Consider the following 24,958-nt stretch of genomic DNA (forward strand, 5'->3'; position numbering starts at 1 on the left):
TTATCAGTGCCCAATATAATAAAAGAGGCTATCTTTCTGGATAGCCTCTTTCTTACGCAACTTAACTAACTCAAACTAATTATATGAAGGTTACTTATTTTCTTAATAACCGGGATTTTGATAGGCGTCTTTTTCGGCCTCGGTCATATTCAAATCATCTATTTGGTCTTGTGGTATAGGTCTTAAGTAATGAAAAGGCTCAATGGTCCTATTTGTTGTTGTAGGACTGTGGTCCGTGGCATCATTCCCAGCAATTTCATACGAACTTGAATATTCTGTCCATTTTTGGGTGCGGACCAAATCATACCATCGCATACCTTCTCCAAAGTACTCGCGGGATCGCTCGGCCAAAATATAGTCTATATCAATGACAGCTGGTGTTGCGGCCATCATAGCGGCACTATTGTCTTCGATACGTTCTTGCTGCTCGCCATTATCAAAACGCCACATACCGGCACGGGCACGAAGCACATTGACCAAACTTCGGGCAGTGAAAGCTCCCGAAGCCCCTTTTACAGCGGCTTCGGCTGCTACAAGGTAAAATTCAGAATACTTGGCTATTGGAAATGGGCGTGTCAGTGCTCCATTGGGCGAGCCCAAACCACCTTCGTTGTCAGTACGATAGGTTCCGAGCTTCCATAAACCAGGATAAAATCTTCTGTTTATTTCATTTAAATTGATGACATAATCCGATCTTCCAGGAATTTCTCCACCCCCAATATTACCACCATTTACGCTGTAGTCAACAGCAGGGTCATACTCATCCAAGAATGAAATAACCGCATCACCTGGTTCTATTTCCAACCCATTAGCTGCTGTTAAGGTTGGTGAAGGGTCTCCTCCTTTGTCCCAGTTTCCTCGATAGCTGGTAACAAAAGTACCATCGTATCGGGAATCCATATCCTTATTGGTAAACGTTTCTGTTAGTGCACCAATGGTAGGAGCCATACGTGTCCATGGTCTTCCATAGCTTTGGGCAGCCTCACGTTGTACTGCGGCCACACCATCAACACTAATGGTAGTGTAATTGGAAGTTACCATCCAAACCGCTGTATTGGCGGGATTATCAGTTCCACTAAATCCTAAATCCGCGCCGTTATAGATTTGACTTTCTTCTGTACGGTCGGCATAGAGCATCATTTCCTCATGACGATCATTTGTAGCGACATGTACATCATAAAAATAGTCAAGCAAACGATAAGGCCCAGGGTTATTTATACCTTGAACAGCATAATTATAGGCTTGTTGAAAATAATAGGACGGGCCATTGCCATCAGGATCATTTCTTTGTGCATCTGGATAGGTGGGAATACCATTCGGATTTTCTAACCACCATCCATAGGTTAAGTAGGCTTTTGCCAAAATCAATCGGGCTACATTCTTGGTTACCGTGCCCGTTAATCGAGGACTTTCAGGCAAATCATCGACCGCATCAAGTAAATCGGGAAAAATAGCTCTCGTATATACCTCGGGCACCGTATTACGTACTGAAGTTCTAGCTACGGAAGTATTAAAAGCCAATTCCCCGGCACCTAAATCCAATGGTACACCACCATAGGTTTGCACCAACATGAAATAGTTGAAAGCTCGAAAAAATTTGGCCTCTGCAATTAGAGATTCATCCAGGCCTACAGCCGCTGCATTTTCAATAATTCCACTGGCCGTGTTAATGGCAGGGAAGGCATTGCCCCAAGGCGTACCGATTGAAAAACCACTTTGCGAGTTTAGATTACCCTCACCAGCTAGGTCCAAATCAAAAAAGTTGTTATCGGCACTTTGGGCAGCACAATATTCGTCTGTTCCTGTTTCTCCCAAGTTTAAAAAATAGGCGAACCCATATACGTTTCTTAAATTCTGGTACAAATATGTCAAACCACCTTGAACACCAAGTTCAGTTGAGAAAAACTCTGGAGTGAACACACCTCTTGGCTCCTCTTCTATGATGTCTTTTGTACAAGAACCTATACACAATGCAATCGTTAAGATTGCTAGTGATATACTTTTTCTTTTCATCTTTCTCATGATATTTTTTTAAAATGTTACGTTTAATCCTAGCATAAAGTTTCGTGTCGTTGGAACATTGTAACCAACCGTTGGTATTCCCGTCGAGATGTTATTTGTTTCAGTAGCTACGTTTTGACGCTGTCCTTGGTCATTGACCCCTGAGTTGGTCTCTGGGTCTAAGCCAGATTCATCATGAAATGGTGAAAATAGAACAAAAGGGTTCTGTACAGTAGCATAAAGACGAAGACTCTTAAACCAAGAATCCCTTATGAAATCTTGATCAAAATTATAGCCCAAAGTCATTGCGCGTACCTTTAAGTAGGATCCGTCAAAATAACCCAATGTACTTCCGTATTTTGGGTTATCACCACTTTGTATCCCTCCAGGGGCAGGATATTTAGCATCGGTATTGGTTGGCGTCCAATAGTCAACATCAATGTTATTTCTTCTACCAGTAAGTAAATTTAGGTAGCCGTTGGATGAATGTAACGTGCTTACAAGAATACCGCCACTTTGGAAAGCGCCTACTATACTTAAATCAAAATCCTTATAGGCCAAGCGTGTGTTAAAACCACCTAAAAAATCAGGTTGGGGATCTTGCACAATTCTATCATCGGAGCCTATAGCCCTAACAGGCGACCCATCCGCATTGAACTCTCCAGTATATCGTACCCTAATCATACCTTCATTGCCCCCTGGTTCAAATTGGTCTAAATATTCAAAACCTGGGTCGGTCTGATTCCAAAGTCCGAGCCGTTCATAGTCGAAGATCACATTGATTGGGGATCCAACAAACCAAAGGTTTCCTTCATCCCTATCCTGACCTGAGGCCAATGAGGTTATTTCGTTTTTATTTGTATACACGTTAACGCCAACATCCCAAGAAAATCCATCCGGATTGTCAAAAATAGTACCATTAAGGGCTATTTCAAGACCTTTGTTCTCGCTATTACCAATATTGCTGGTTACGCTACCTACACCCGCCGTGCTTGGAAGCCCAAGACCCAATAAGATATCATTGGTCTTGGTAATATAGTATTCAACGCTACCTGATAGGCGATTATTGAACAATCCAAAGTCAAGACCGTAGTTATAGGTCTCTGAAAACTCCCATCCTAAGTTTGGGTTGGGCAGCCCATCCACAAAATAACCGGTAGCGAATGTACTCCCAAAATTGTAGTTGACTGAATTTAAATTCCCTTGAACTGAGTAAGGATCGATGGCTTGGTTCGAGGTTTCACCATAACCAGCTCGTAGTTTGAGCAGGTTTACCCAATCAACGCTATCCATAAATGCTTCATTACCAATATTCCACCCTAGGGACACCGCAGGATACGTAACCCATTTACGGCCTGGGGCCAATCGGGATGAACCATCGGAACGTACTGTGGCAGTAAGTAAATAACGGTTGTCATACTGATATAAGACCCTGGCCATATAGGATAACAATCCAGTGGCCGAATAACCAGTGCCGAAACTCGTAACATCTTCGGCAAGGATGGCATCATCATCTAAAGCATACCATAAAGAGGCCTCGTTGGGAATATTCCGCGCACCTAAACCTATATTGTCAAATTCGGTGTTTTGTGCGGAGAACAATCCAACAAAATTTACTTGATGTTTACCAAATGTCTTATCATAAAGTAATTGGTTTTCAATTACATAATCTCTTTGGATTGTAGAATTATAGCTTGCAGAAGAAGGGTTGATGGGGTTGTAATTAAATACCCCTTGCCCGGTAAAGTTACCATCTCTGGACGAACGGAAATTCAAACCTACGTTAAGACGGTATTTCAATCCGTCGATCCAAGGAATTTGCAATTCACCATAGATGTTATTGTACGTACCAAAGTCGAGCTGCTCGTTTACCCTACCTTTTCCAATTCGACTAATTTCATTTCTAGTAGGAATCCATGCATCATCAGCTTGCGTTTGCAGACGGACCGACTCCAAAAAATTCCCATCAGAATCATAGGGGCTTAAAAGCGGTGATGCAGCCAGCGTCTGGTAAATGCCAATAATACTACTTGTCTTATTGAAATTGGTAACTGAATTTACACCAAAACGGAATAATTTCCCTACATTTTGATCGAGCTGCACTCTTAAAGAATATCTATCAAAAGAATCTCCGGGAACTACGGACGTTTCTTTAAAATACCCCAATCCAACATTGTAAGAACCGTTTTCGGTACCTCCTTGAACGCTAATGTCATGCGCGGTTTGTAGACCAGTTCCATACAACAGGTCTTGCCAGTCCGTATCATTGCCCAAGTATTCATCGCCTGCCAAACCAAAAAGCGGAGTTCCCCCATTATTGGCTGCAACATCAGCACGCAATTGTATGAGCTGGGCTGCATTCATCATTGGGAATTTTGCAAACACTTCTTTTGCTGCATAATAGGTATTGTATGTGATTGTAGCCTTCTGTCCTTTGGTTCCCGACTTTGTGGTTATCAAGATAACCCCGTTAGCACCTCTAGACCCGTAAATGGCCGTAGCTGATGCATCCTTTAATATATCAAGACTTTCAATGTCATTAGGATTGATATCACTAAGTCCGCCGGAAAAGGGGATACCATTGAGAACTATCAAAGGGTCATTGTCTGCTGAAAGGGAACGCGTACCACGTATACGTATTTGTGGAGCAGCCCCAGGTCTTGAACTGGTTGTGGAAATGTTAACCCCAGCGGCCCTACCTTGAAGCGCTTGTTGGAAGTTGGCTGATTGTACCTCATTTAAATTGTCACCCTTAATGGAAACTACCGAACCCGTTACAGATTCCTTGTTTTGCGTACCGTAACCAATTACCACGACCTCAGATAATTGCTGGGTATCTTCCGCCATTTGAATGTTCAATGTTGATCTTCCGTTAATTGCAATCGTTTGAGTAACGAATCCAAGATAACGAAACTCGAGGGTGGCATTGGAGGCAGCCTCGATTGCGTAGTTCCCGTCAAAGTCTGTTGTTGTTCCATTTGTCGTGTTCTGTACAATAATGCTTGCCCCGGGAATAGGTGCGCCCGATTCATCTGTTACGGTACCTGAAACCGCAATAGTGTTCTGCGCTAAAGCCGTAGTGCAAAAAACAAATAACAAAAAGCTTGTTAAGTACAAATGCAAGGGTGATGACCATTTGCTATTTGTAAAAACAAATAAGGATTGTTTAGTCATGTTACTAAGTTTTGATTTTGTTCAGTTAATTAATCCTATTATGTCAAAAAAGAGCGCATAATATTTAGAATGTGATAAATATACATAATATATTTGTTCACGCAATCGGTTGCGTTAATTTTTTTGACATTCTATGTTAAAATTATTTAATTTCAATTACGTGTTTTAATCAATAGTTTGATAATCAATAAAGTAAGAATTTATGATTTTGTAAGCAAACGATTGTTTTTACAGAAGAATGTTTATTTTTAACAAATTAACCTTTCCTTTACCTTATGAAAAGCACAATCAATACACGAAAAAATTATTTAAACAGAGGTGTTATCCCTTGTTTTTTGTCATCTTTATTTGTTTTGGGCACAATTGGATGCAAACGCCAAAAACAATCTTCAACCGAAATAAGTAATGAAATCGATAGCGTAACCGATACCATTGGCACAACACCCGATACAGTTTACACTTTAACGTCTGAACTGTATACCGCAGATCCATCGGCACATGTTTTTGAGGGGAAGTTGTTTGTTTACCCATCCCATGATTTTGAATCCGGAATTCCCCAAGATGATCTTGGAAGTCATTTTAACATGGAAGATTACCATGTTTTCTCTATGGACAGTGTTGGTGGAGAGGTCACCGATCATGGATTGGCCCTTCATATTAAAGACGTGCCTTGGGCTGGAAGACAAATGTGGGCTCCAGATGCAGCCAAGAAGGACGATGAATACTTTCTATACTTTCCCGTAAAGGACAAAGAGGATGTTTTTCGTATAGGTGTGGCCAAAAGTGAAAACCCAGTTGGACCTTTTGAAGCCATGGATCAACCTATTGAAGGAAGCTATAGTATGGATCCCTCTATCTTTGAAGATACAGACGGAAAGTATTATATGTACTTTGGTGGAATTTGGGGCGGACAGCTCCAAAAATGGAGGAACAATGAATATCTGGGAGAAGATAATTATCCAGCTGATGATGCGCCGGCCCTTTCTCCTAAAGTTGCTCTTATGGCAGATGATATGGTTAGCTTTGCCGAAGAGCCCAAAGATGCAGTTATTTTGGATGAAAATGGAGAACCTATTACAACCGGAGACAACGATCGTAGGTTTTTTGAGGCAGCTTGGGTGCACAAATACAATGGAAAATATTATCTCTCCTATTCAACTGGAGATACCCACAATATTGCCTACGCCATTGGGGATAATCCTTATGGACCCTTTACCTACCAAGGAGTTATCCTTGATCCCGTTTTGGGATGGACCAACCATCACTCCATTGTGGAGTATCAGGGAAAATGGTGGTTGTTCTTCCACGACAGTTCCATGTCTGGTGGGCAAACCCATTTGCGTAGCGTAAAAATGACAGAACTTACGCATAACCCAGATGGAACCATAGAACGTATCAATGCGTATGTGGAACCTAATCAGTAGGAATTAATTTTATCTCAATAATCATGATTATGCCCTCAATTGAGGGCATAATTTTTTGCTAACAATTATTTAATCTGAAATGGATAGGTAAATTCTTATAAATTTGAGTAATTTGAAATATTAATTTAGTATTTGTAAACATTTTGGTTTCCAACTCCATGTCCAAAAAGCAGTCAAGTCTAGTTTTTGTTCTCCATGCCTCCCTCGCTGCTTTTGGCACCTATTTTTGCATGTACGCTTTTCGCAAACCTTTTACCGTAGCCACTTTTGAAGGACTGAGCTACATCGGTGTCGACTACAAGATACTTCTCATTATTGCCCAGGTCTTGGGATATGCGTTTTCAAAATTTATTGGAATCAAGGTGATTTCCGAGTTGAAACCCAACCGTAGGTTACTATTATTGATTTCATTGATTCTTTTGGCCGAAGTGGCCCTTTTTTTCTTTGCATGGGTGTCCGCTCCCTACAATATTGTTTTTATGTTCTTGAACGGGATCCCATTGGGAATGATATGGGGAATTGTGTTCTCCTATATTGAAGGGCGGCGGTTTACAGACATTTTGGGTGTGGCCCTTTGCGCTAGCTTTATTGTGTCCAGTGGCGTGGTAAAATCTGTGGGACTTTATGTGATGAACTACTGGGGCGTAACCGAATTTTGGATGCCCTCCGTCACAGGGGCTTTATTCATAGCACCGTTGTTGATGTCTTCATTCCTATTACAAAAGATACCACCACCCACCGATACCGATAAAGAATTGCGTACCGAACGCGTCCCAATGACTGGCGCTGATCGAAAACAACTCATCAAAAAATTCTTTTTCCCATTGCTTTTAGTGGTGATTTTCTACACCTTCCTTACCGCATTCCGGGATTTTCGAGACAATTTTGCTCGAGAACTTTGGGATAGCATTGGCTATGAAGGCGATATTTCTGTGTTCTCCACTTCAGAAATTATTATTGCTATCAGTGTATTGCTGATCATTGGTTCCATCTTTTACATCAAGAACAACCTTAAGGCACTGCTCACGTACCATTTACTTTTGATCTTGGGCACCGTGGTCTTAGGATTATCTACCCTCATGTTCCAAATAGGAATACTGGATTCTTTTCTTTGGATGGTCTGCACAGGTTTTGGATTATACATCTGTTATGTTCCGTTCAACTGTCTTTTCTTTGACCGATTTATTGCTGCCTTCAAAATAAAGGGAAATTCCGGTTTCCTTATCTACATTGCAGATGCATTTGGCTACGTTGGAAGCATACTGGTACTGGTTTACAAAAATTTTGGCCAGGCTAATCTTTCCTGGCTCAACTTTTTCGTCTATGGAACCTATGCCGTGGCATTGATTGGAATTATCGTCTCCGTGGTCTTGTTCTTTCACTTTTGGGCAAGGCACAAATCTGAAAATCGTAAACAGCAGTTTAACTATGGACAATAAATACGATGCCGTCATAGTAGGTGGGGGTATTTTGGGGACTTTCCATGCTTTTCATGCTCTGGAACTTGGGTTGAAGGTGTGTTTGGTGGAAAAAAATGCGTATCCCCAAGGGGCCACGACACAAAATTTTGGCCAGGTGGTGCCATCCGGAATGAATTCGAAATGGCAGAAGTTTGGAAGAAGAAGCCTACAGATCTACCAAGACATCCAATCCAAGTTTGATATTAGTGTTCGTCAAAATGGAACCGTGTATTTGGCATCAAATGAGGAAGAAGAGCGATTGTTGGTGGAGCTCAGGGCCATCAACAATAATAATGACTACGAATCCAAAATGTTGACTAAAAGTGAGTGTTTGGAACGTTATCCTGGACTTCGACGTACGTATGTTACAGCAGGACTTTTCTTTCCACAGGAAGTTACCGTTGAACCCAGTACCATGATTCATCGACTTCAGGAGTACCTGGTGCAGGAAAAAGGACTCGCAATGAAGACCAATTTCACGGTTGTTTCCTGCGAAAGAAAAGCAAGCTATGTTGAAGTATTGAGCGCCGGCGGAGAAGTGCTTCAGGCGAGCAAGGTGATCATCTGCAACGGAAGTGATTTTAAAACCTTGTATCCCGAATTATTTGCCACCAGTGATTTGGAAATTTCCAAACTGCAGATGATGCAGACCAAACCTCAGGAAAACTATGCCTTAAAAGGGTCCATCCTTACAGGATGGTCCATCAGAAGATATGAGGCGTTCCATGAATGCCCTTCATATTCCAAAATCAAAAGGAATGAACCCCAAGACAGTCTGGAGAAGAAATGGGGAGTGCATATTTTGTTCAAGCAAGCGGTGGATGGGTCGGTCATTTTAGGGGACTCCCACCAATACGCCGATGTGGATAGGATGGAAGACCTAGGTTATGATTTGGATATGGATATTGACAATTTTATGGTAAAGGAGGCGAAGAAAATCATAAAACTGCCCACCTATGAAATCCAACGCAGATGGTATGGAATGTATTCACAATGCAAATCCAGTGACCTTTTCAAAAAGACCATAGATGAACATATTCATATTGTGACTGGCATAGGAGGAAAAGGAATGACGGGAAGTGCTGGATTTTCAAAAAAGAACATTGCTACAATATTTAATAGATAATAAACAAGAATGAAAGATATAAAACTTGCAGTTTTTGATATGGCCGGTACCACGGTAAATGAAGACAACGTGGTGTACAAAACGGTGCGGGCCGCATTGGCCAAAGCAGGAGTTGAGGTTTCATTGGATACCGTGCTAGAATTTGGGGCGGGCAAGGAAAAATATAAGGCAATCGCGGATATTCTGGAAGAGACCAAAGCTAATCGCGATTTTGAAGTGGATGCCAAAGCGGTACATGCTGATTTTAAGGAAATGCTGAAAGAAGCTTATGCCAATCTGGAGGTGACTTCGTATGATGGGGTCGAAGAGCTTTTTAAAGTGTTGCGAGCCCATGGTGTAAAAGTGGTACTGAATACGGGCTATGATTTTAAAACAGCACAATCCCTATTGGATAAATTGGGATGGAAAGTAGGCGAGCAGATTGATGGTTTGGTCACTGCGGATGATGTCGAGATTGGAAGACCTTCCTCAGAAATGATTGATAAGGCCATGGAATTGTTCAACATCACAGACCCTGAACACGTATTGAAAGCAGGCGATTCCCAAATAGATATTGAAGAAGGCAAAAATGCCAACTGTGGAATTACCGTTGGGGTGTTGACCGGGGCACAGACCAGAGAGCAATTGGAAAAGGCCAACCCAACCCTTATCCTGAATACTTTGGATGCATTGGAAGGGATACTTTTTTCCTAATCAGATAAAAAAGTAAACTACCAACATTTTTGAGGGTACTTTCCCCTTGTTTATGGGAACATGGGGAATTCTGCCATCAAAAAAAATGGAATCTCCCTCTTTTAAGAGCACTTCTTGGTCGCCAATTTCATAATAGCACTCCCCGGTAAGAATGTATTTGAATTCAAAAGCATCCGTAACCACTTTGTCCCGTTTGGAATTGGGCAACACTTCCAGCAACACACTTTCAAACCCTACAGAGTTCAATTGCTTACCAAAAATGTAGTTGTAGGTGAAACCGACGGCTTCGTCTTCTTTTTCAATGATGGTCTGGTCGGCTTTTCGGGATACCAAGAAATTGTGTCCGTTTACTTTCGGCATACCATCAAAGAAATCGGGCATCTCGGTTTCCAAGGCCCCTACAATTTTTAAGAATACAGGGAGGGAAGGGATGGTTCTGCCATTTTCAATGCGGGAAATCAGTCCGGCCGTAACCCCAGCTTGGATGGCAACGTCGCTGATGGTTTTTTTATTGTTCTTTCGTATATCCTTGATTCGCTTGCCGATACCTATTAAATAGTCTTCCATAATTTTTCCACTGGATCTTGTTGTTTAGTATTTATAATATTTCTTCCCTATTCATAAATACTCAAAAAATCCTTTAATCAACTGTTAAACAATGACATATTAAAATATTCATTCCATGCAAGATAGTATAAAAATTGAATATTTGTAAATAATGTTTACATAACATATCACTGATTCTTTTAACCTTTCCGTATCATTTTTTTAATCTGTATAAAGGCATGGCTTAACGGTCTTATTGGATATTTGTTGATAAATAATTAACCAATATTTACAAATACTCAACAAATGAAAAAATCAATCGTAGCATTTTTACTTGCATTTACCGTAAGTATAATGAGCTATTCCCAAACCACATTTTCGGGAACGGTGGTGGATGAAAACAGCGTACCGCTGCCCGGGGCATCGGTTGTTGTAAAAGGCAGCACCTCAGGGGTGGCTGCAGATTTTGACGGAAACTTTGAAATTGAACTTTCCCAAGAAAGTGCGGTTTTGGTGGTTTCCTATATTGGGTACATTTCCCAAGAATTTAATACGACAGGACAAACCACAGCTACCATTATGTTGCAACCCGATTCGCAGCAATTGGATGAGGTGGTGGTTACCGCTTTGAACATTACCCGTGATGAGAAAACACTGGGGTATGCCGTTGAAAAGGTAGGGGGCGATGAAGTGTCCCAATCCACCAGTACCAACTTTGTAAGTACCCTTTCGGGTAGAGCTGCGGGTGTTCAGGTAGTAACCAACGGAACTGGTCCAGGGCAATCTTCATCCGTGGTAATCAGGGGATACAGTTCCATGCAAGGAGACAACCAACCCCTATTTGTGGTAGATGGTATTCCGATCAATAATTCTACAGACACCCGAACCAATACGTTGGGTGGTGCCAGCAACATGAACTTGGATTACGGTAACGGGGCAGCCGAAGTAAACCCAGATGATATTGAATCAGTTTCTGTATTAAAAGGTGCAAACGCAACCGCACTTTATGGCTCACGTGCTGCCAACGGAGCGGTAATCATTACCACAAAATCTGGACGATCCAGAAAAGGGATGGGTATTTCGGTCAACTCCAAAATGACCTTTGAAAGTATGTTGAAAGGACCTGAGTACCAAAGAGTATATGGACAAGGTAAAAACTTTGACTTCCAGTTTGTAGATGGTTACGGAAACGGAACTTTTGATGGAGTGGATGAATCTTGGGGTCCGTTATTGGATGGAACCCTTAGGGCTCAACACGATTCTCCAACCGCTAACGGCTTGCGAGGTGGTGATGTGCATGGATTGGATTTTATATTGGGATCATCTGGTGTTGATTTGTCCCGAAGAGGAGCAATCAATCCAACTCCTTTTGTAGACCCAGGAGATCCGGTTGAAAATTTTGTTCAGACGGGAAGAACGTTAACCAACAATATTTCCTTTTATGGAGGAAATGAAAAAGGGAACTACAGGGTAAGTTATACCAACTTGGATAACGAAGGAATTCTTCCCAACACCGATATCAGAAGAAATACAATCTCACTTTCTGGAACGTATGATCTTACAGATAGACTTACCGTAAACTCCAAAGTAAACTACATCAGAACAGATTCTGATAACCGTCACGTGAATGGCTACGGTACCGAATCTGTCATGTACCTATTTATCTGGTGGGGACAACAAGTGGATGTAAAAGGACTAAGAGATTATTGGCAAGATGGTCTTGAAGGTTTTCAACAGTTCAATTACAATTACAACTATCATGACAACCCTTACTTCACCATGTATGAAAATACCAATGGGTTGGCCAAGGATAGGATTATTGGGAACCTTTCGGCTACCTATAAATTATCGGACAACTTTAAATTCATGGTAAGGGGTGGTCGCGATTTCTTCTCGGAGTATCGCTTTATCAAAAGAGCTTATTCCACACAACGTTTCCCCAATGGGCAGTATAGAGAGGACAAAATCAATTTCCAAGAGACCAATTTGGATTTCTTGTTAAGCTATGATCAGCAAATTGGTGAAGACTTCAGCGTAAATGCGAACTTTGGTGGAAACAGAATGGTGCAGAAAAACCATTTTAATGCTTTAATGGCCAATAAGTTGTTGTTGCCTGGAATCTATTCTTTCACTAATGCAGATGGTCCTTTGGTACAAACTGTATCCCGACCTGAGAAACAAATTAATTCCCTATACGGTTTTGCCCAATTGGGATGGAAAGACCAGATATTTTTGGACTTGACCGCACGTAACGACTGGTCCTCCACCTTGCCCAAAGAGAACAACTCTTATTTCTACCCATCTGCTTCCTTGAGTATGTTGGTAACGGATATGTTTAATATAGACAGTGATGTACTTTCCTTTGCCAAACTACGAGCTGGATGGGCACAGGTTGGTAATGACACCAACCCATACGGATTGAATAACTTCTTTGCCTTGGGAACTCCTGTAGGGAGCAACCCAACTGCGTCGCCTTCCAATAATTTGGCCAACGCCAATCTTAAGCCTGAAATTCAGACTTCCTACGAAATCGGAACGGATTTACGATTGTTCAACAACAAAATAGGAATCGACTTTACCTATTATAACACTATTTCCAAGAACCAGATTCTGGATATTGATTTGGCCACAACCTCTGGTAAGACTTCCAGAACCATCAATGCTGGTAAGATTAAAAACTACGGAGTGGAATTGATGTTGGATGCTACCCCCGTAAGCACTGATAATTTTAGCTGGAACACTATGTTCAATTTCGGTCTCAACAGAAACGAGATTTTGGAACTGGCCGATGGCGTTGACAGATACTCCTACGGAGGAAATGGGATTACCTTGATTGCGGAAAAAGGTGGCTCCTTGGGCGATATGTGGGGAACCGGTTTGGTAACCGTTCAAGATGAGAGTAGCCCTTATTATGGAGAGGTGTTCTTCAACGAAGGTTTGGTCCAACAAGATAATACCCTAAGGAAGCTTGGAAACTTCAACCCAGATTTCACCTTGGGATGGAACAACACCATTACCTACAAGAACTTCTCCTTGAATTTCCTTTTCGATTGGAGACAGGGTGGTGAACTCTTGTCTAGAACCCGATTGATTGCCGCAACATCCGGTAATGTGGTGGAAACACTTTGGGGACGTTCACCAGAATTTGGTGGACCACACCCAGGCATTCTTGATTCAGGATTGGATTATGGTGGAGCACATTCAGATGGTGTCATCGGTGATGGTGTTAAAGGAGTTTTTGATGTGGAAGGAAACCTGACCGGCTATACAGAAAATGATGTAATTGTTCCCGCAAATGCCTACCACAATAACCGTTACCGAAGAGATAATGAGACGGAAGGAATCTACGATGCCACTTTCATAAAACTCCGTGAAGCAAAGTTGACCTATGCACTTCCAAGAAAAGTTGTGGATAAAATGGGAGTTCAGGACTTCAGCTTTTCTTTGATCGGTACCAACCTTTGGTTGTGGGCCAAAGATTTTAACCATGGCGACCCAGAACTATTATCCTTTGGAGGAGGTTCCTATGTTCCAGGTGTTGAAAATGCAACCGTGCCCACCACCAGAAGTATAGGAATGGCAGTTAGCCTAAGACTGTAATCCAAAGTTGAATAAACGAACGTGATAACAAATAGAAAAATGAAAAAACAAATCATAATCATTGGAATCATAATCATGGGTGTCATAAGCTCGTGTGATAAATTTGATGTTTCAAATGAGAACCCTGATGTGGCATTGAGCATCAGCAAAAATCCAGAGCTGTTGTTGACCAACTTCCAGAGAAACTCCATCAGAAGAGTGGTTGGAGATGCTTGGAGTGAAGGAAACCTAATGGGACAGTATGGAGCCCGTATTGTATTTACCTCTTTTGACCTGTTCGACTGGGGAGATCAAGGAGGAACATGGGACACTCACTATTTGGCCATCAGGGATGCCAAAGAATTGGAGAAAATCGCCATTGAAAATGAATTGCCAAGTTACGAAGCTGTTTCACTGATCATGCAGACTTGGATGTTCAGCATATTGACAGATATGTATGGGGATATTCCATACAGCGAGGTCAACCAAGCTGTGGATGAGGAACCCAATTATACCCCAGTCTACGATACCCAACAGGTTATTTATGCCGATATGTTGGTGCAATTGGAACGTGCCAATACCATTCTATCAGGTTCTAATCTTGGTTTGGTAAAGGGTGACTTGTTATTTGATGGAGATTTGGCGATGTGGCGGAAATTTGCCAACTCATTGCGTCTTCGTTTGGCATTGCGTTTAAGCGAGGTGGATGCATCCACTTCCCAATCCGTAATTGCTGGAATATTCAATAACCCAAGCAGCAATCCCGTGATGGAATCCAATGAGGACAACGCTGTGTTGCAGTTTTTGGCAGCCAATCCAGATGCGCATCCTGTGACCGAAGAATCTGTGTATCGGGTTGGTTCGTACAACGAATATAGAATCTCTGAACACTTTGTACAGTTGTTGCAAAGCTTTAATGACCCACGACTGGATTTTTTCGCTGACCCAACCGCAAATTCTGTGGAAAATGGGACTCCGGCGATTGAGGGAATGCAAAATGGTATCGTGGACGGACCTGCCTACGAGTACAAAGGAGGGGATGCCTTTTTGTCAAAATTCAATATTGATTACTTCTATTTCCAGCCCAACAACAACCAAGCACGTTTAATGCAATTTTCTGAAGTTGCATTCATTTTTGCTGAAGCAGCGCAGAGAGGATGGATAACTGCCAATGCCCAAGAATATTACGAAATGGGTATAGAAGCCAATTTTGACTATTGGGATGTGGCCTTGCCTGCCGATTATCTTACTAGGGTTGAAGTTGCTTTCGATAACACTTTGGAGACTATTATTAAGCAGAAATACGTGGCCTTGTTCTATACCGATTACCAAGGGTTTATTGAGTTCAAGAGAACTGGATTCCCAAATACGATTGAGCCTGGTCCTGATGCTTTCTACGATGTATACCCAAGCAGGTTTGAGTATCCAAGTGAAGAGGAATCCTTAAACAGTGCCAACTACAATGAAGCCGTACAAAGAATAGGTGGAGACCAGATTACCATTAAAGTTTGGTGGGAAAACTAATGCAATGTCATTTCAAAAAAAAGTAATAAAGTTTATAGCCATGACCACGGGAATTTTGTTCCTGTGGTCTTGTGCTTCCAAGGAACAAGGAACCATCCAAGGCATAGAGCATGTCGTTATAATTGGTGTCGATGGCATGAGTCCGAACGGGATTCAAAATGCAAATACCTCAATGCTGGATTCCATGGTCAAAAATGGAGCCGCTACCATGCATGCCCGTTCCGTTTTACCTTCAAGCTCCAGCCCCAATTGGGCCAGCATGATCACGGGAGCTGATACGGAACAGCACGGGATTACCTCCAATGGGTGGGAGAAACATGATCATGTTATGCCTCCAGTGGTGGCAACCAAAAATGGGATGTTTCCAACCATTTTTGCCCTTTTCCATGATCAACAGCCCGATGCCCACGTAGGTGCCATTTATGATTGGGATGGATTTGGCCGCTTGTTTGAAAAGGAGGACGTCGACTTCGATATTGATGGGGACCATGAGGACAATACCACGCAAGAAGCAGTAAACTACATCAAGGAACACACCCCAAAATTCACGTTTATCCATTTGGACCATGTAGATCATGCCGGGCATGGCATGGGGCATGGTAGTCCGGAATATTACAAATCGGTTGAAAAAGCCGATTCCCTGATTGCGGAAATCGTCAATGCCACCAAAGAAGCTGGAATTTTTGAAAAGACCCTGTTTATTGTTTCCGCCGATCATGGTGGATTGGGTTTTGGACACGGAGGCGAAAGCCTGGCCGAAATGGAGATTCCTTTCATTCTATTTGGAGCGGGCATCAAAAAGGGCTACCAGATTGAAGAAACGGTATACCAATATGACAATGCCCCAACGGTGGCCTACGCCATGGGGCTCCATACCCCACAAGCATGGATTGGAAGACCCATAAAAGGAGCTTTTATCGGTAATGAAAAACCCAACTTGACCTATAGGCGAAAAGAACAGATTGCCCAACCGAAGATTCTTCCTGATGCGGGTTACTATGAACCTGCCGGGGGTGTTTTTAAAGCTGATTCTGTAGCTGTGGTGATGCAAAATCCAAATGGATCAGGGGAGATTCGTTATGTTCTGGGAAGCGAAGTGCCCACTTTGGAAAGTAGCACAATTTACCAAGATACCTTTTATCTCAAGGAAACTTCGGTGCTGAAAGCAGGTGTTTTTCACGAAGGGAAATTGGCCAGTACCATCGCCGAAGCGAACTATAGAATAGTTGCCAAAACCAAGGAAGACCCAGTTAAGTATCAAGTATTTTATAGTGAGAAAATGGAAAAACTCCCGGATTTTTCAACTTTAAAACCCGTTAAAGAAGGATTTGTCACCGAATTTTCCCCAAAACAGGCCATTACAGAAGATGTCCAAACCGAGCAGGTGGCTTTGGTTTTTGAAAGCTATCTTGAGGTTCCTGAAAGTGGCCAATATCGATTTTTTACCAACAGCGATGATGGCAGCAAGCTGTATATAGATGGAAAATTGGTAGTGGACAATGATGGCGATCACGGCGTAAAGGAAATTGGAGAAGTGGTGGAGTTGCAAAAGGGACGTCGGTTGGTTCGGGTTGAATTTTTTAATGGCGGTGGCGGCTTTCATTTGGATGTAAAATTCCAAGGGTCCAACATACCCAAACAAATAATCCCGGCGAATTTACTGTATCGTGAAAAATAAATAACCCATGTGCTGTGACCTCAAAAAAAACAGTTTGTTTGTCCTTGCCCTGACCTTGATGGGAATGGGGGGACATGGGCAACAACTTCCTGAATGGGAGCCCGGCTTTTTGGACATTCACCATATCAATACCGGCAGGGGAGATGCTGCCTTTATGGTTTTTCCTGATGGCACGACCTTGCTGGTGGATGCTGGAGATATGTCCGAAACACATCCAAGAACAACCTCGAGTAGAAATGCAAAATTGCTTCCCAATCGGTCTAAATCTGCTCCGGAATGGATTGTGGATTACATAGATCAATTCATCCCAAAGAATCAAAAACGGCAGTTGGATTATGCCCTGATCACGCATTATCATGATGATCACTTTGGAGAGATGGATTCCCTTCGGAAAATAGCTCCGGGCGGTTATCAACTCACTGGAATTATGGAGGTGGGAACTTTGATTCCCATTAAAAAATTAATTGACAGAGGGTTCGAATTTCCTATCAATTTAAAGGATGCGAACGTGCAGTCTGAGGCACGCTTTTCCAACGATGCCTACGGCATGATTCCCACCTTGAAAGAATATTGGAAATTCATCACTTTTCAATCCAAAAAAGTAGGATTGGAAAATGAAGCTTTGAAAGTGGGACACACGGACCAAATTGTACTAAAAAATACGCCAAACATTTATCCTGAATTTTCCGTTCAGAACCTCTTTTCCAATGGAGTCATTTGGACGGGTGAAGACACAAACACCCACGCTCTTTTTCAAGCTGGTGAATATCCGGGAGAGAACCCATTGAGCGACGGAATCCGAATCGATTATGGTAAGTTCAATTACTACACCGGAGGTGATATTTCTGGGATTGATGGATTGGGTCAAACCGATATCCACAGTTTGGAATCCTACGTAGCACCGATAATTGGCCCTGTTGATGTGGCAACACTCAATCATCATGGAAATCGGGATTCCCAAAACCCTTATTATGTCCGAACCATTCGTCCGCGGGTTTGGATCCAGCAAAATTGGACCGCGGACCATCCGGGAGAAGAAGTGTTGCGAAGGATCACTTCAAAAACATTGTACCCTGGCGAGCGGGATATTTTTTCAACCATAATGTTGCAAGGCACTAAAGATGTAATCGGAGGAAGGTTGGATCAGTACAAAAGTCAGGAAGGACATATTGTGGTTCGGGTGTATAATCACGGAAACAACTACGATATTTATGTGTTGAACGATACATCCGAAGAACGGGAAATACGAACAAAACATGGACCATACAAAGCAAGATAAGCAAGAATTCATTGTTGAAGGGGATATCAACCTTACATCTGCCAGAGGTGAATGGATGGAGGATATTGACGGACGTACCAAAGATCTATTGGAAAAAGATGCCAAATATTTTATGCATCAATCCATGTCAACCCCTTGTTTGGATGTGCTGAAGCGTTGTGAAGGATCATACATTCAAAGCGTTTCTGGGAAAAAATACCTCGACTTCCATGGCAATAATGTCCACCAAATCGGTTTTTCCCACCCAAAATTGGTAAGTCGATTGACCGAACAACTCCAAGGGCTTACTTTTTCCACGAGAAGATATACAAACGAAGTAGCCATTCAATTTGCGGAAAAGCTCACCTCGTTAACTCCTGCAGGACTCAACCGAATATTGCTCACCCCTAATGGCAGTTCAGCGATTGGAATAGCATTGAAATTGGCCAGGGCCGTAACGGGAAAACACAAGGTGGTTTCATTTTGGGATTCTTTTCATGGCGCTTCGCTCGACGCTGTCAGTGTGGGGGGCGAATCCGTATTTAAGGAGCATATGGGACCTTTGATGCCCGGTGTGGAACGTATTCCGCCCCCGATTACCTATCGTGGTATTTTTGAGGGAAATGAGGATAAGGCTCTGGAATATTTGGAGTATGTGTTGTCCAAAGACAATCAGGTTGGAGCCTTTTTGGCAGAGACCATCCGAAATACCGATGTGCAGATTCCTTCAAAAAAATTCTGGAAGGGAGCTAGATCCCTCTGCACCAAACATGGCGTGCTCTTGATTTTGGATGAAATTCCCATCGCCTTGGGAAGAACCGGAAAAATGTTCGCTTTTGAAGAATTTGGCATTGAACCGGATATTCTCTGCTTGGGAAAGGGCTTGGGAGGCGGAATCATGCCGCAAGCTGCCATTGTCACTCGTGAAGAGTACAATGAGTTCGGTCACATATCCTTGGGCCATTACACCCACGAAAAAAGTCCGTTGGGTGCCGTAGCAGGATTGACCGTTTTGGAGGTCATCGAAGAAGAAAACTTGTTGGAAAAAGTAAAAGCGGACGAAGCTTATATGAAGGCAGCGCTCTACAAATTGCACCGAAAATATTCGCTGATAGGAGATGTACGTGGCATTGGCCTTTTATGGGGCATAGAATTGGTCACGAATAGGACTACCAAGGAAAAAGCAGTTGCCGAAGCGGAAGAAATCATGTACGAATGCCTAAAACAGGGGTTGAGCTTTAAAGTTTCCAAAGGAAATGTGCTGCAATTGTCGCCTCCATTGACGATTACCCGAGAAGAACTGGACAAGGCACTCGAAATATTGAACCAAGCATTTTTAAAAACAAACACGATAGCCTAATGAAAAATTTTAAAAGAATACTGTGCATTATTTGCTATTTGGGAGTCATGGTGGCCGCCCAATGCCAAGAAAAAAACGATACCAAAGTTATCTTGATCACTCTTGATGGGTTCCGTTGGCAGGAATTGTTCATGGGGGCCGACTCGCTTTTGGTGGCCAATGAGGACTACGTTCAGGATACAGCTTCGCTCAAAAAGACGTTTTGGCGAGATACCCCAAAGGAAAGAAGGGAGACGTTGATGCCATTTTTCTGGAGCGAAGTCGCATCAATGGGGCAATTGCACGGAAACAGAACTTTGGGCAGTAAAGTCAATCTAACCAATACCATGTGGTTTTCATATCCAGGCTACAATGAGATTTTGACCGGAGCTGCGGATGATGCCAGAATCACCAGTAATGACAAAATTCCAAATCCCAATACCACCATTTTGGAGCTGTTCAACAATACTTCCGAGGGAAAAGGAAAAGTGGCCGCTTTTGGCAGTTGGGATGTCTTCCCGTACATCGTAAATGAAGAACGTTCGGGTGTGCCCGTAAATGCGGGGTATGAAAAAGCCACTGGTGACGACCTTACTGAAAGGGAAAAAATGCTCAATGATATCCAGCGACAGGCACCCATTATTTGGGAATCGGTTCGTTTGGATGTGTTCACCCACAACTACGCTTTGGAAGAAATGAAAAAGAACCATCCCAAGCTGCTCTACATTTCTTACGGTGAAACAGATGATTTTGCCCATGGCGGCTTTTATGATTTTTACCTGCAAGCGGCTCAACGCACCGATGCCATGATCAAAGAACTGTGGGAGTTTACCCAACAGGACGAGTTTTATAAAGATCAAACCATCTTTTTATTAACAACAGATCATGGAAGGGGAACCCAACCCCTTAAAACATGGAAAAGCCATGGCAGCGGCATTGAGGGGGCAGGAGGAGTTTGGTTTGTCACCTTCGGAAAAGGGGTGGCGCCCATGGGGGAAGTACATGAGGAGGAGCAATTATATTCCAACCAGATAGCACCCACCGTTTTACAAGAAATGGGACTTTCCATTCCTAAGAAGATGAAAGGTTCTCCAATGAAATTATAAGAACTTAAGCAGATTTCATATCAGGTATCTTAGTTTAAGTAAGTTTGCTCGAAACCCGCATTTATGATGCGGGTTTTTTTGTTTTATAGTATGGATGCTTCCAGAATGTTCTTTTCAAAATATGTACCTTAGAAGGGTATTTTAAACCTATGAAACAAGAGCTTTTAGAAACATTCAGCACGTATTTTGAACAACCCCTTATTGATGAGATCAATGAAGTGGGAAAATTGGTTGAAGTGCCAGCGGGTGAAATCATAATGGACATTGGAAACTATATTAGGAGCATACCACTGTTGATTTCCGGTGCAATCAAGGTTTTGCGTGAAGATGAAGATGGTGATGAACTTTTGTTGTACTATTTGGAACAGGGTGAGACCTGTTCGGTGACCATGGCCTGCTGCATGGGACAGACCCAGAGTGAGATCAGGGCCATTGCGGAGACCGATACTGTGATAATAATGGTGCCTGTTCAGAAAATGGAAGAATGGATGGGCAAGTACAAAGGTTGGCGCAACTATGTTTTTGAAAGCTATCACAACCGCCTGAACGAACTCTTGCAGACCGTGGACAGCATTGCATTCAAAAATTTGGACCAACGGTTGGTGGAATACCTAAAAAAGAAAGTTGAGGTCACCAACGACAACAAAATACGCAATACGCACCAAGAGATAGCGTATGATCTGCATACCTCACGGGTTGTAATTTCCAGATTGTTGAAGAAGCTCGAGAAAATGAAAAAAGTGGCCCTGCACAGAAGCTATATCCAAGTTTTGGATTTGTAGGTATGTGCCCTAGGTTACCCAAGGTCATTTTTTTGCTCTGTATTTTTGCCTAAAGTTCATCGCATGCTCAAACGGTTTTTCCCTTTTTTATCTTGGATGACCACCTACAATCGCTCCCACTTATATGGAGATTTAATTGCAGGGGTAACCGTGGGAGTCATGTTGGTACCCCAAGGAATGGCCTACGCCATGATTGCGGGAATGCCTCCCATTTATGGACTTTATGCTGCTTTGGTTCCACAGGTTGTTTATGCACTTACAGGAACATCTAGGCAATTGGGGGTGGGGCCCGTGGCCATGGATTCCTTGTTGGTGGCTGCTGGTGTAGGGGCACTGCAACTCACAGGTATTGAAAGTTATATTGCAACCGTACTTTTTTTGACATTGTTGATAGGAAGCATTCAATTACTGCTGGGCTTGCTGAAGATGGGCTTCTTTGTCAACTTTTTGTCCAAACCGGTCATTAGTGGGTTTACCTCTGCAGCTGCTATTTTGATAGGATTGGGGCAATTAAAACATATTTTGGGAACCGATGTTGCCCAATCCAGTAAAATCCATGTGCTTGTCGGCAATATTTTTGAAAGTTTGGGACAGATCAATCCATATGCATTGGCCCTGGGCGTTGTGGCCATAATTTTCATTCTCGGCATGAACAAAATCAGCAAAAAAATACCAACCCCTTTGTTGGTGATTATCCTTGGTATTTTAGCGGTTTTCTTTTTTGGACTGGAGTCCAAAGGCATTGGTGTTGTAGGAGAAATTCCCAGTGGGCTTCCTTCATTTCAGGTTCCCGAAATCCAGATGGATAGACTGGGGCAGTTGCTTCCCATTGCCATCACGGTGGCATTATTTGGGTTTATGGAATCCATTTCCATTGCAAAGACCGTGGAAGAAAAACACCCCGAGTATGAGTTGGATGCCAATCAGGAACTTCGTGCCTTGGGGATGTCCAATATAGCCGCATCATTTTTTCAATCGTTTTCAGTATCGGGAAGCTTTTCAAGAACAGCCGTTAATGACCAATTCGGAGCAAAAACGGGCATGGCCTTGATTTTTAGTGCCCTCCTCATTGCAGGAACCTTGTTGTTTCTTACACCACTGTTTCACAATTTACCCACAGCGGCCTTGGGGGCCATCATCATCGTATCCGTTTTTGGATTGATCGATCTTACATATCCCATAATGCTGTGGAAAAACCGAAAGGATGAATTCTTATTGTTGGCAGCCACATTTTTGATGACCCTATCCATTGGTTTGATCGAGGGGATTCTGTTGGGCGTTTTGCTTTCCCTTATGTTGTTGGTATATCGTATTTCCAATCCACATATTGCGGTTTTGGGTAGAATCAAAGGAACAGACTACTTCAAAAATGTAAGTAGGTTTCCTGAAGAAGTTCAGGTGGACGATGACAAGCTTATCATTCGGTTTGATGCCCAATTGTATTTTGGCAACAAGGATTACTTCAAAAAGGAACTGTACAAACAGATTCAGAAAAAAGGACCTACCCTAAAATATGTCATTCTCAATGCCGAGGCCATCAATTACATTGATAGTAGTGCAGCGGTGATGTTGGAGCGTATTGTGAACGATTTAAAAGAAAAAGGAATTCAATTCATCATAACCGGAGCCATTGGACCCACACGCGACATTTTCCACAACAGCGGACTGATTGATTGCATTGGACGACAAAACCTTTTTGTGCAGACGTTTGAGGCTGTGGACTATTGCACCAATCAAAAAGGAAGAAGTGAAATACAGGAACGGATATCACTACAATCCAAAACTAAGAGTTTGTAACTTTAGTCACTGAAATTTAGGGTGCACAAAATTATTTTTGATAAAAACCATTATCACATGAAGATTGAACAGATATATACAGGATGCTTGGCCCAAGGGGCCTACTACATAGAAAGTGATGGCGAAGCGGCTATCATTGATCCCTTACGGGAAGTAAAACCCTACATAAAAAGAGCTGAAAAGAATGGAGCTACCATCAAATATATTTTTGAAACCCATTTCCATGCGGATTTTGTGAGTGGGCACATAACCTTGTCCAAAGAAACTGGGGCACCCATTGTGTATGGGCCAACCGCCCAACCGTCTTTTGATGCCATTATTGCGGAGGACGGTCAAGAATTTAAGTTGGGGGAAGTCACTATAAAAGTACTGCACACTCCCGGGCACACCATGGAAAGTTCCACCTATCTTTTAAAGGATGAAAATGGGAAGGACCATGCCATTTTTAGTGGAGATACCTTGTTCTTGGGAGATGTCGGAAGACCGGATTTGGCCCAGAAGGCTGCTCATATGACCCAAGAGGAATTGGCAGGAACCTTATTTGATAGTCTTCGAAACAAAATAATGCCCCTGGCGGATGACGTTATCGTTTATCCGGCCCACGGAGCTGGATCAGCATGCGGAAAAAACATGATGAAGGAAACCGTGGACACCTTGGGCAATCAAAAAAAGATGAACTATGCCCTACGGGCAGACATGACTCGTGAAGAGTTTATTGAAGAAGTGACCGAGGGACTCCTTCCACCGCCGCAATACTTCCCTTTAAATGTAAAAATGAACAAGGAAGGCTACGAGGACATTGATGAGATATTGGAACGCGGAACCCAGGCTCTAAACCCCGATGCTTTTGAAGTGGCAGCCAATGAAACTGGAGCAGTGGTGTTGGATGTGCGACATCAAGATGATTTTGCAAAAGGCCATATCCCCAGATCCATTTTTATTGGGTTGGATGGAAGTTTTGCCCCATGGGTAGGTGCCCTGATCGCTGATGTAAAACAGCCTATTCTTCTGGTGACCCCAGAAGGCAGGGAGGAAGAAACCGTGACGCGTCTTTCACGGGTTGGTTTTGATGCCACTTTGGGTTATTTGAAAGGTGGCATTGAAGCTTGGAAAAAAGCGGGCAAGGAAGTGGATACGGTAAAAAGTGTCCATGCCAAGGAATTGAAACAACTCATGGAGCAAAAAGTGCCCGTATTCGATGTTAGAAAAGAATCAGAATACAATGCCGAACATGCGGTGGATGCCAACTTGACCCCATTGGATTACCTGAATGATCATTTGGCTGAATTTCCAGATAAGGAAACCTTTTACATCCATTGTGCAGGAGGGTATAGGAGTATGATTGCAGCTTCCATTTTAAAAAGTAGAGGCATCCACAATTTGGTAGATGTGGATTCAGGGTTCAGCGCTATGAAAGATGCCGGTATTCCCATGACCGATTATGTATGTCCAACAACTTTGAAATAATATC

General features: G+C 42.6%; 16 protein-coding genes. 13 read left to right on the forward strand and 3 right to left on the reverse strand.

Annotated features, from left to right (window positions below; genetic code table 11):
• Nucleotides 1-102 precede the first annotated feature (102 nt).
• A complete protein-coding gene (locus FG28_RS07920) occupies nucleotides 103-2,013 on the reverse strand; it encodes a RagB/SusD family nutrient uptake outer membrane protein (RefSeq protein ID WP_036381663.1) in 1,911 nt (636 codons plus the stop codon).
• An 18-nt stretch (nucleotides 2,014-2,031) separates the two neighbouring features.
• Nucleotides 2,032-5,100: a TonB-dependent receptor gene (locus tag FG28_RS07925; protein ID WP_231562608.1), complete on the reverse strand. Its 3,069-nt coding sequence runs from the start codon at nucleotides 5,098-5,100 to the stop codon at nucleotides 2,032-2,034.
• Between the two features lie 350 nt (nucleotides 5,101-5,450).
• Here FG28_RS07925 and FG28_RS07930 point away from each other — a divergent pair, with 350 nt between their 5' ends.
• From FG28_RS07930 to FG28_RS07945, 4 genes are all read left to right on the forward strand, one after another.
• Nucleotides 5,451-6,599, forward strand: a complete 1,149-nt coding sequence (locus FG28_RS07930) for a glycoside hydrolase family 43 protein (protein WP_081894264.1) — start codon at nucleotides 5,451-5,453, stop codon at nucleotides 6,597-6,599.
• 158 nt (nucleotides 6,600-6,757) lie between these two features.
• Nucleotides 6,758-8,038: a DUF5690 family protein gene (locus FG28_RS07935; protein WP_081894266.1), complete on the forward strand. Its 1,281-nt coding sequence runs from the start codon at nucleotides 6,758-6,760 to the stop codon at nucleotides 8,036-8,038.
• The gene (locus tag FG28_RS07940) at nucleotides 8,028-9,185 is read left to right on the forward strand and encodes a TIGR03364 family FAD-dependent oxidoreductase (protein ID WP_036381669.1); all 1,158 of its coding nucleotides are present in this window, start codon (nucleotides 8,028-8,030) and stop codon (nucleotides 9,183-9,185) included. The genes FG28_RS07935 and FG28_RS07940 overlap by 11 nt, the downstream gene beginning before the upstream one ends.
• 9 nt (nucleotides 9,186-9,194) lie before the next feature.
• Nucleotides 9,195-9,878 (forward strand): phosphonatase-like hydrolase, encoded by a 684-nt coding sequence (locus FG28_RS07945; protein WP_036381671.1) that lies wholly within the window; start codon nucleotides 9,195-9,197, stop codon nucleotides 9,876-9,878.
• Here the strand turns inward: FG28_RS07945 and FG28_RS07950 are convergent, their stop codons facing one another.
• The gene (locus FG28_RS07950; protein ID WP_036381674.1) at nucleotides 9,879-10,445 is read right to left on the reverse strand and encodes an XRE family transcriptional regulator; all 567 of its coding nucleotides are present in this window, start codon (nucleotides 10,443-10,445) and stop codon (nucleotides 9,879-9,881) included. It abuts the gene before it with no gap.
• A gap of 285 nt (nucleotides 10,446-10,730) precedes the next feature.
• On the opposite strand from FG28_RS07950, the gene FG28_RS07955 reads away from it, so the two are divergent.
• The 9 genes from FG28_RS07955 to FG28_RS07995 all read left to right on the forward strand — a co-directional run bounded on the left by FG28_RS07955 (nucleotide 10,731) and on the right by FG28_RS07995 (nucleotide 24,954).
• The gene (locus FG28_RS07955; protein ID WP_036381676.1) at nucleotides 10,731-14,024 is read left to right on the forward strand and encodes a SusC/RagA family TonB-linked outer membrane protein; all 3,294 of its coding nucleotides are present in this window, start codon (nucleotides 10,731-10,733) and stop codon (nucleotides 14,022-14,024) included.
• Nucleotides 14,025-14,063: 39 nt separating this feature from the next.
• Complete coding sequence (locus FG28_RS07960) at nucleotides 14,064-15,527, forward strand: SusD/RagB family nutrient-binding outer membrane lipoprotein (RefSeq protein WP_036381678.1); 1,464 nt, start codon at nucleotides 14,064-14,066, stop codon at nucleotides 15,525-15,527.
• 4 nt (nucleotides 15,528-15,531) lie between these two features.
• A complete protein-coding gene (locus FG28_RS07965) occupies nucleotides 15,532-17,205 on the forward strand; it encodes an alkaline phosphatase family protein (RefSeq protein ID WP_051947222.1) in 1,674 nt (557 codons plus the stop codon).
• Nucleotides 17,206-17,239: 34 nt separating this feature from the next.
• Complete coding sequence (locus FG28_RS07970) at nucleotides 17,240-18,484, forward strand: hypothetical protein (RefSeq protein ID WP_231562609.1); 1,245 nt, start codon at nucleotides 17,240-17,242, stop codon at nucleotides 18,482-18,484.
• On the forward strand, nucleotides 18,462-19,823 hold the full coding sequence (locus tag FG28_RS07975) for an aspartate aminotransferase family protein (RefSeq protein WP_051947223.1): 1,362 nt from the start codon (nucleotides 18,462-18,464) through the stop codon (nucleotides 19,821-19,823). Before FG28_RS07970 ends, FG28_RS07975 begins: the two co-directional genes overlap by 23 nt.
• Complete coding sequence (locus FG28_RS07980) at nucleotides 19,823-20,908, forward strand: alkaline phosphatase family protein (RefSeq protein WP_036381684.1); 1,086 nt, start codon at nucleotides 19,823-19,825, stop codon at nucleotides 20,906-20,908. Before FG28_RS07975 ends, FG28_RS07980 begins: the two co-directional genes overlap by 1 nt.
• A 149-nt stretch (nucleotides 20,909-21,057) precedes the next feature.
• Complete coding sequence (locus FG28_RS07985) at nucleotides 21,058-21,690, forward strand: Crp/Fnr family transcriptional regulator (RefSeq protein ID WP_036381687.1); 633 nt, start codon at nucleotides 21,058-21,060, stop codon at nucleotides 21,688-21,690.
• A 63-nt stretch (nucleotides 21,691-21,753) separates the two neighbouring features.
• On the forward strand, nucleotides 21,754-23,487 hold the full coding sequence (locus FG28_RS07990; protein WP_036381690.1) for a SulP family inorganic anion transporter: 1,734 nt from the start codon (nucleotides 21,754-21,756) through the stop codon (nucleotides 23,485-23,487).
• A 57-nt stretch (nucleotides 23,488-23,544) separates the two neighbouring features.
• Nucleotides 23,545-24,954: a rhodanese-like domain-containing protein gene (locus FG28_RS07995; protein WP_036381693.1), complete on the forward strand. Its 1,410-nt coding sequence runs from the start codon at nucleotides 23,545-23,547 to the stop codon at nucleotides 24,952-24,954.
• The last annotated feature ends 4 nt before the right edge of the window (nucleotides 24,955-24,958 follow it).

Origin of the sequence: Muricauda sp. MAR_2010_75 (assembly GCF_000745185.1) — a bacterium.
In the GTDB taxonomy this organism is placed as follows: domain Bacteria; phylum Bacteroidota; class Bacteroidia; order Flavobacteriales; family Flavobacteriaceae; genus Flagellimonas.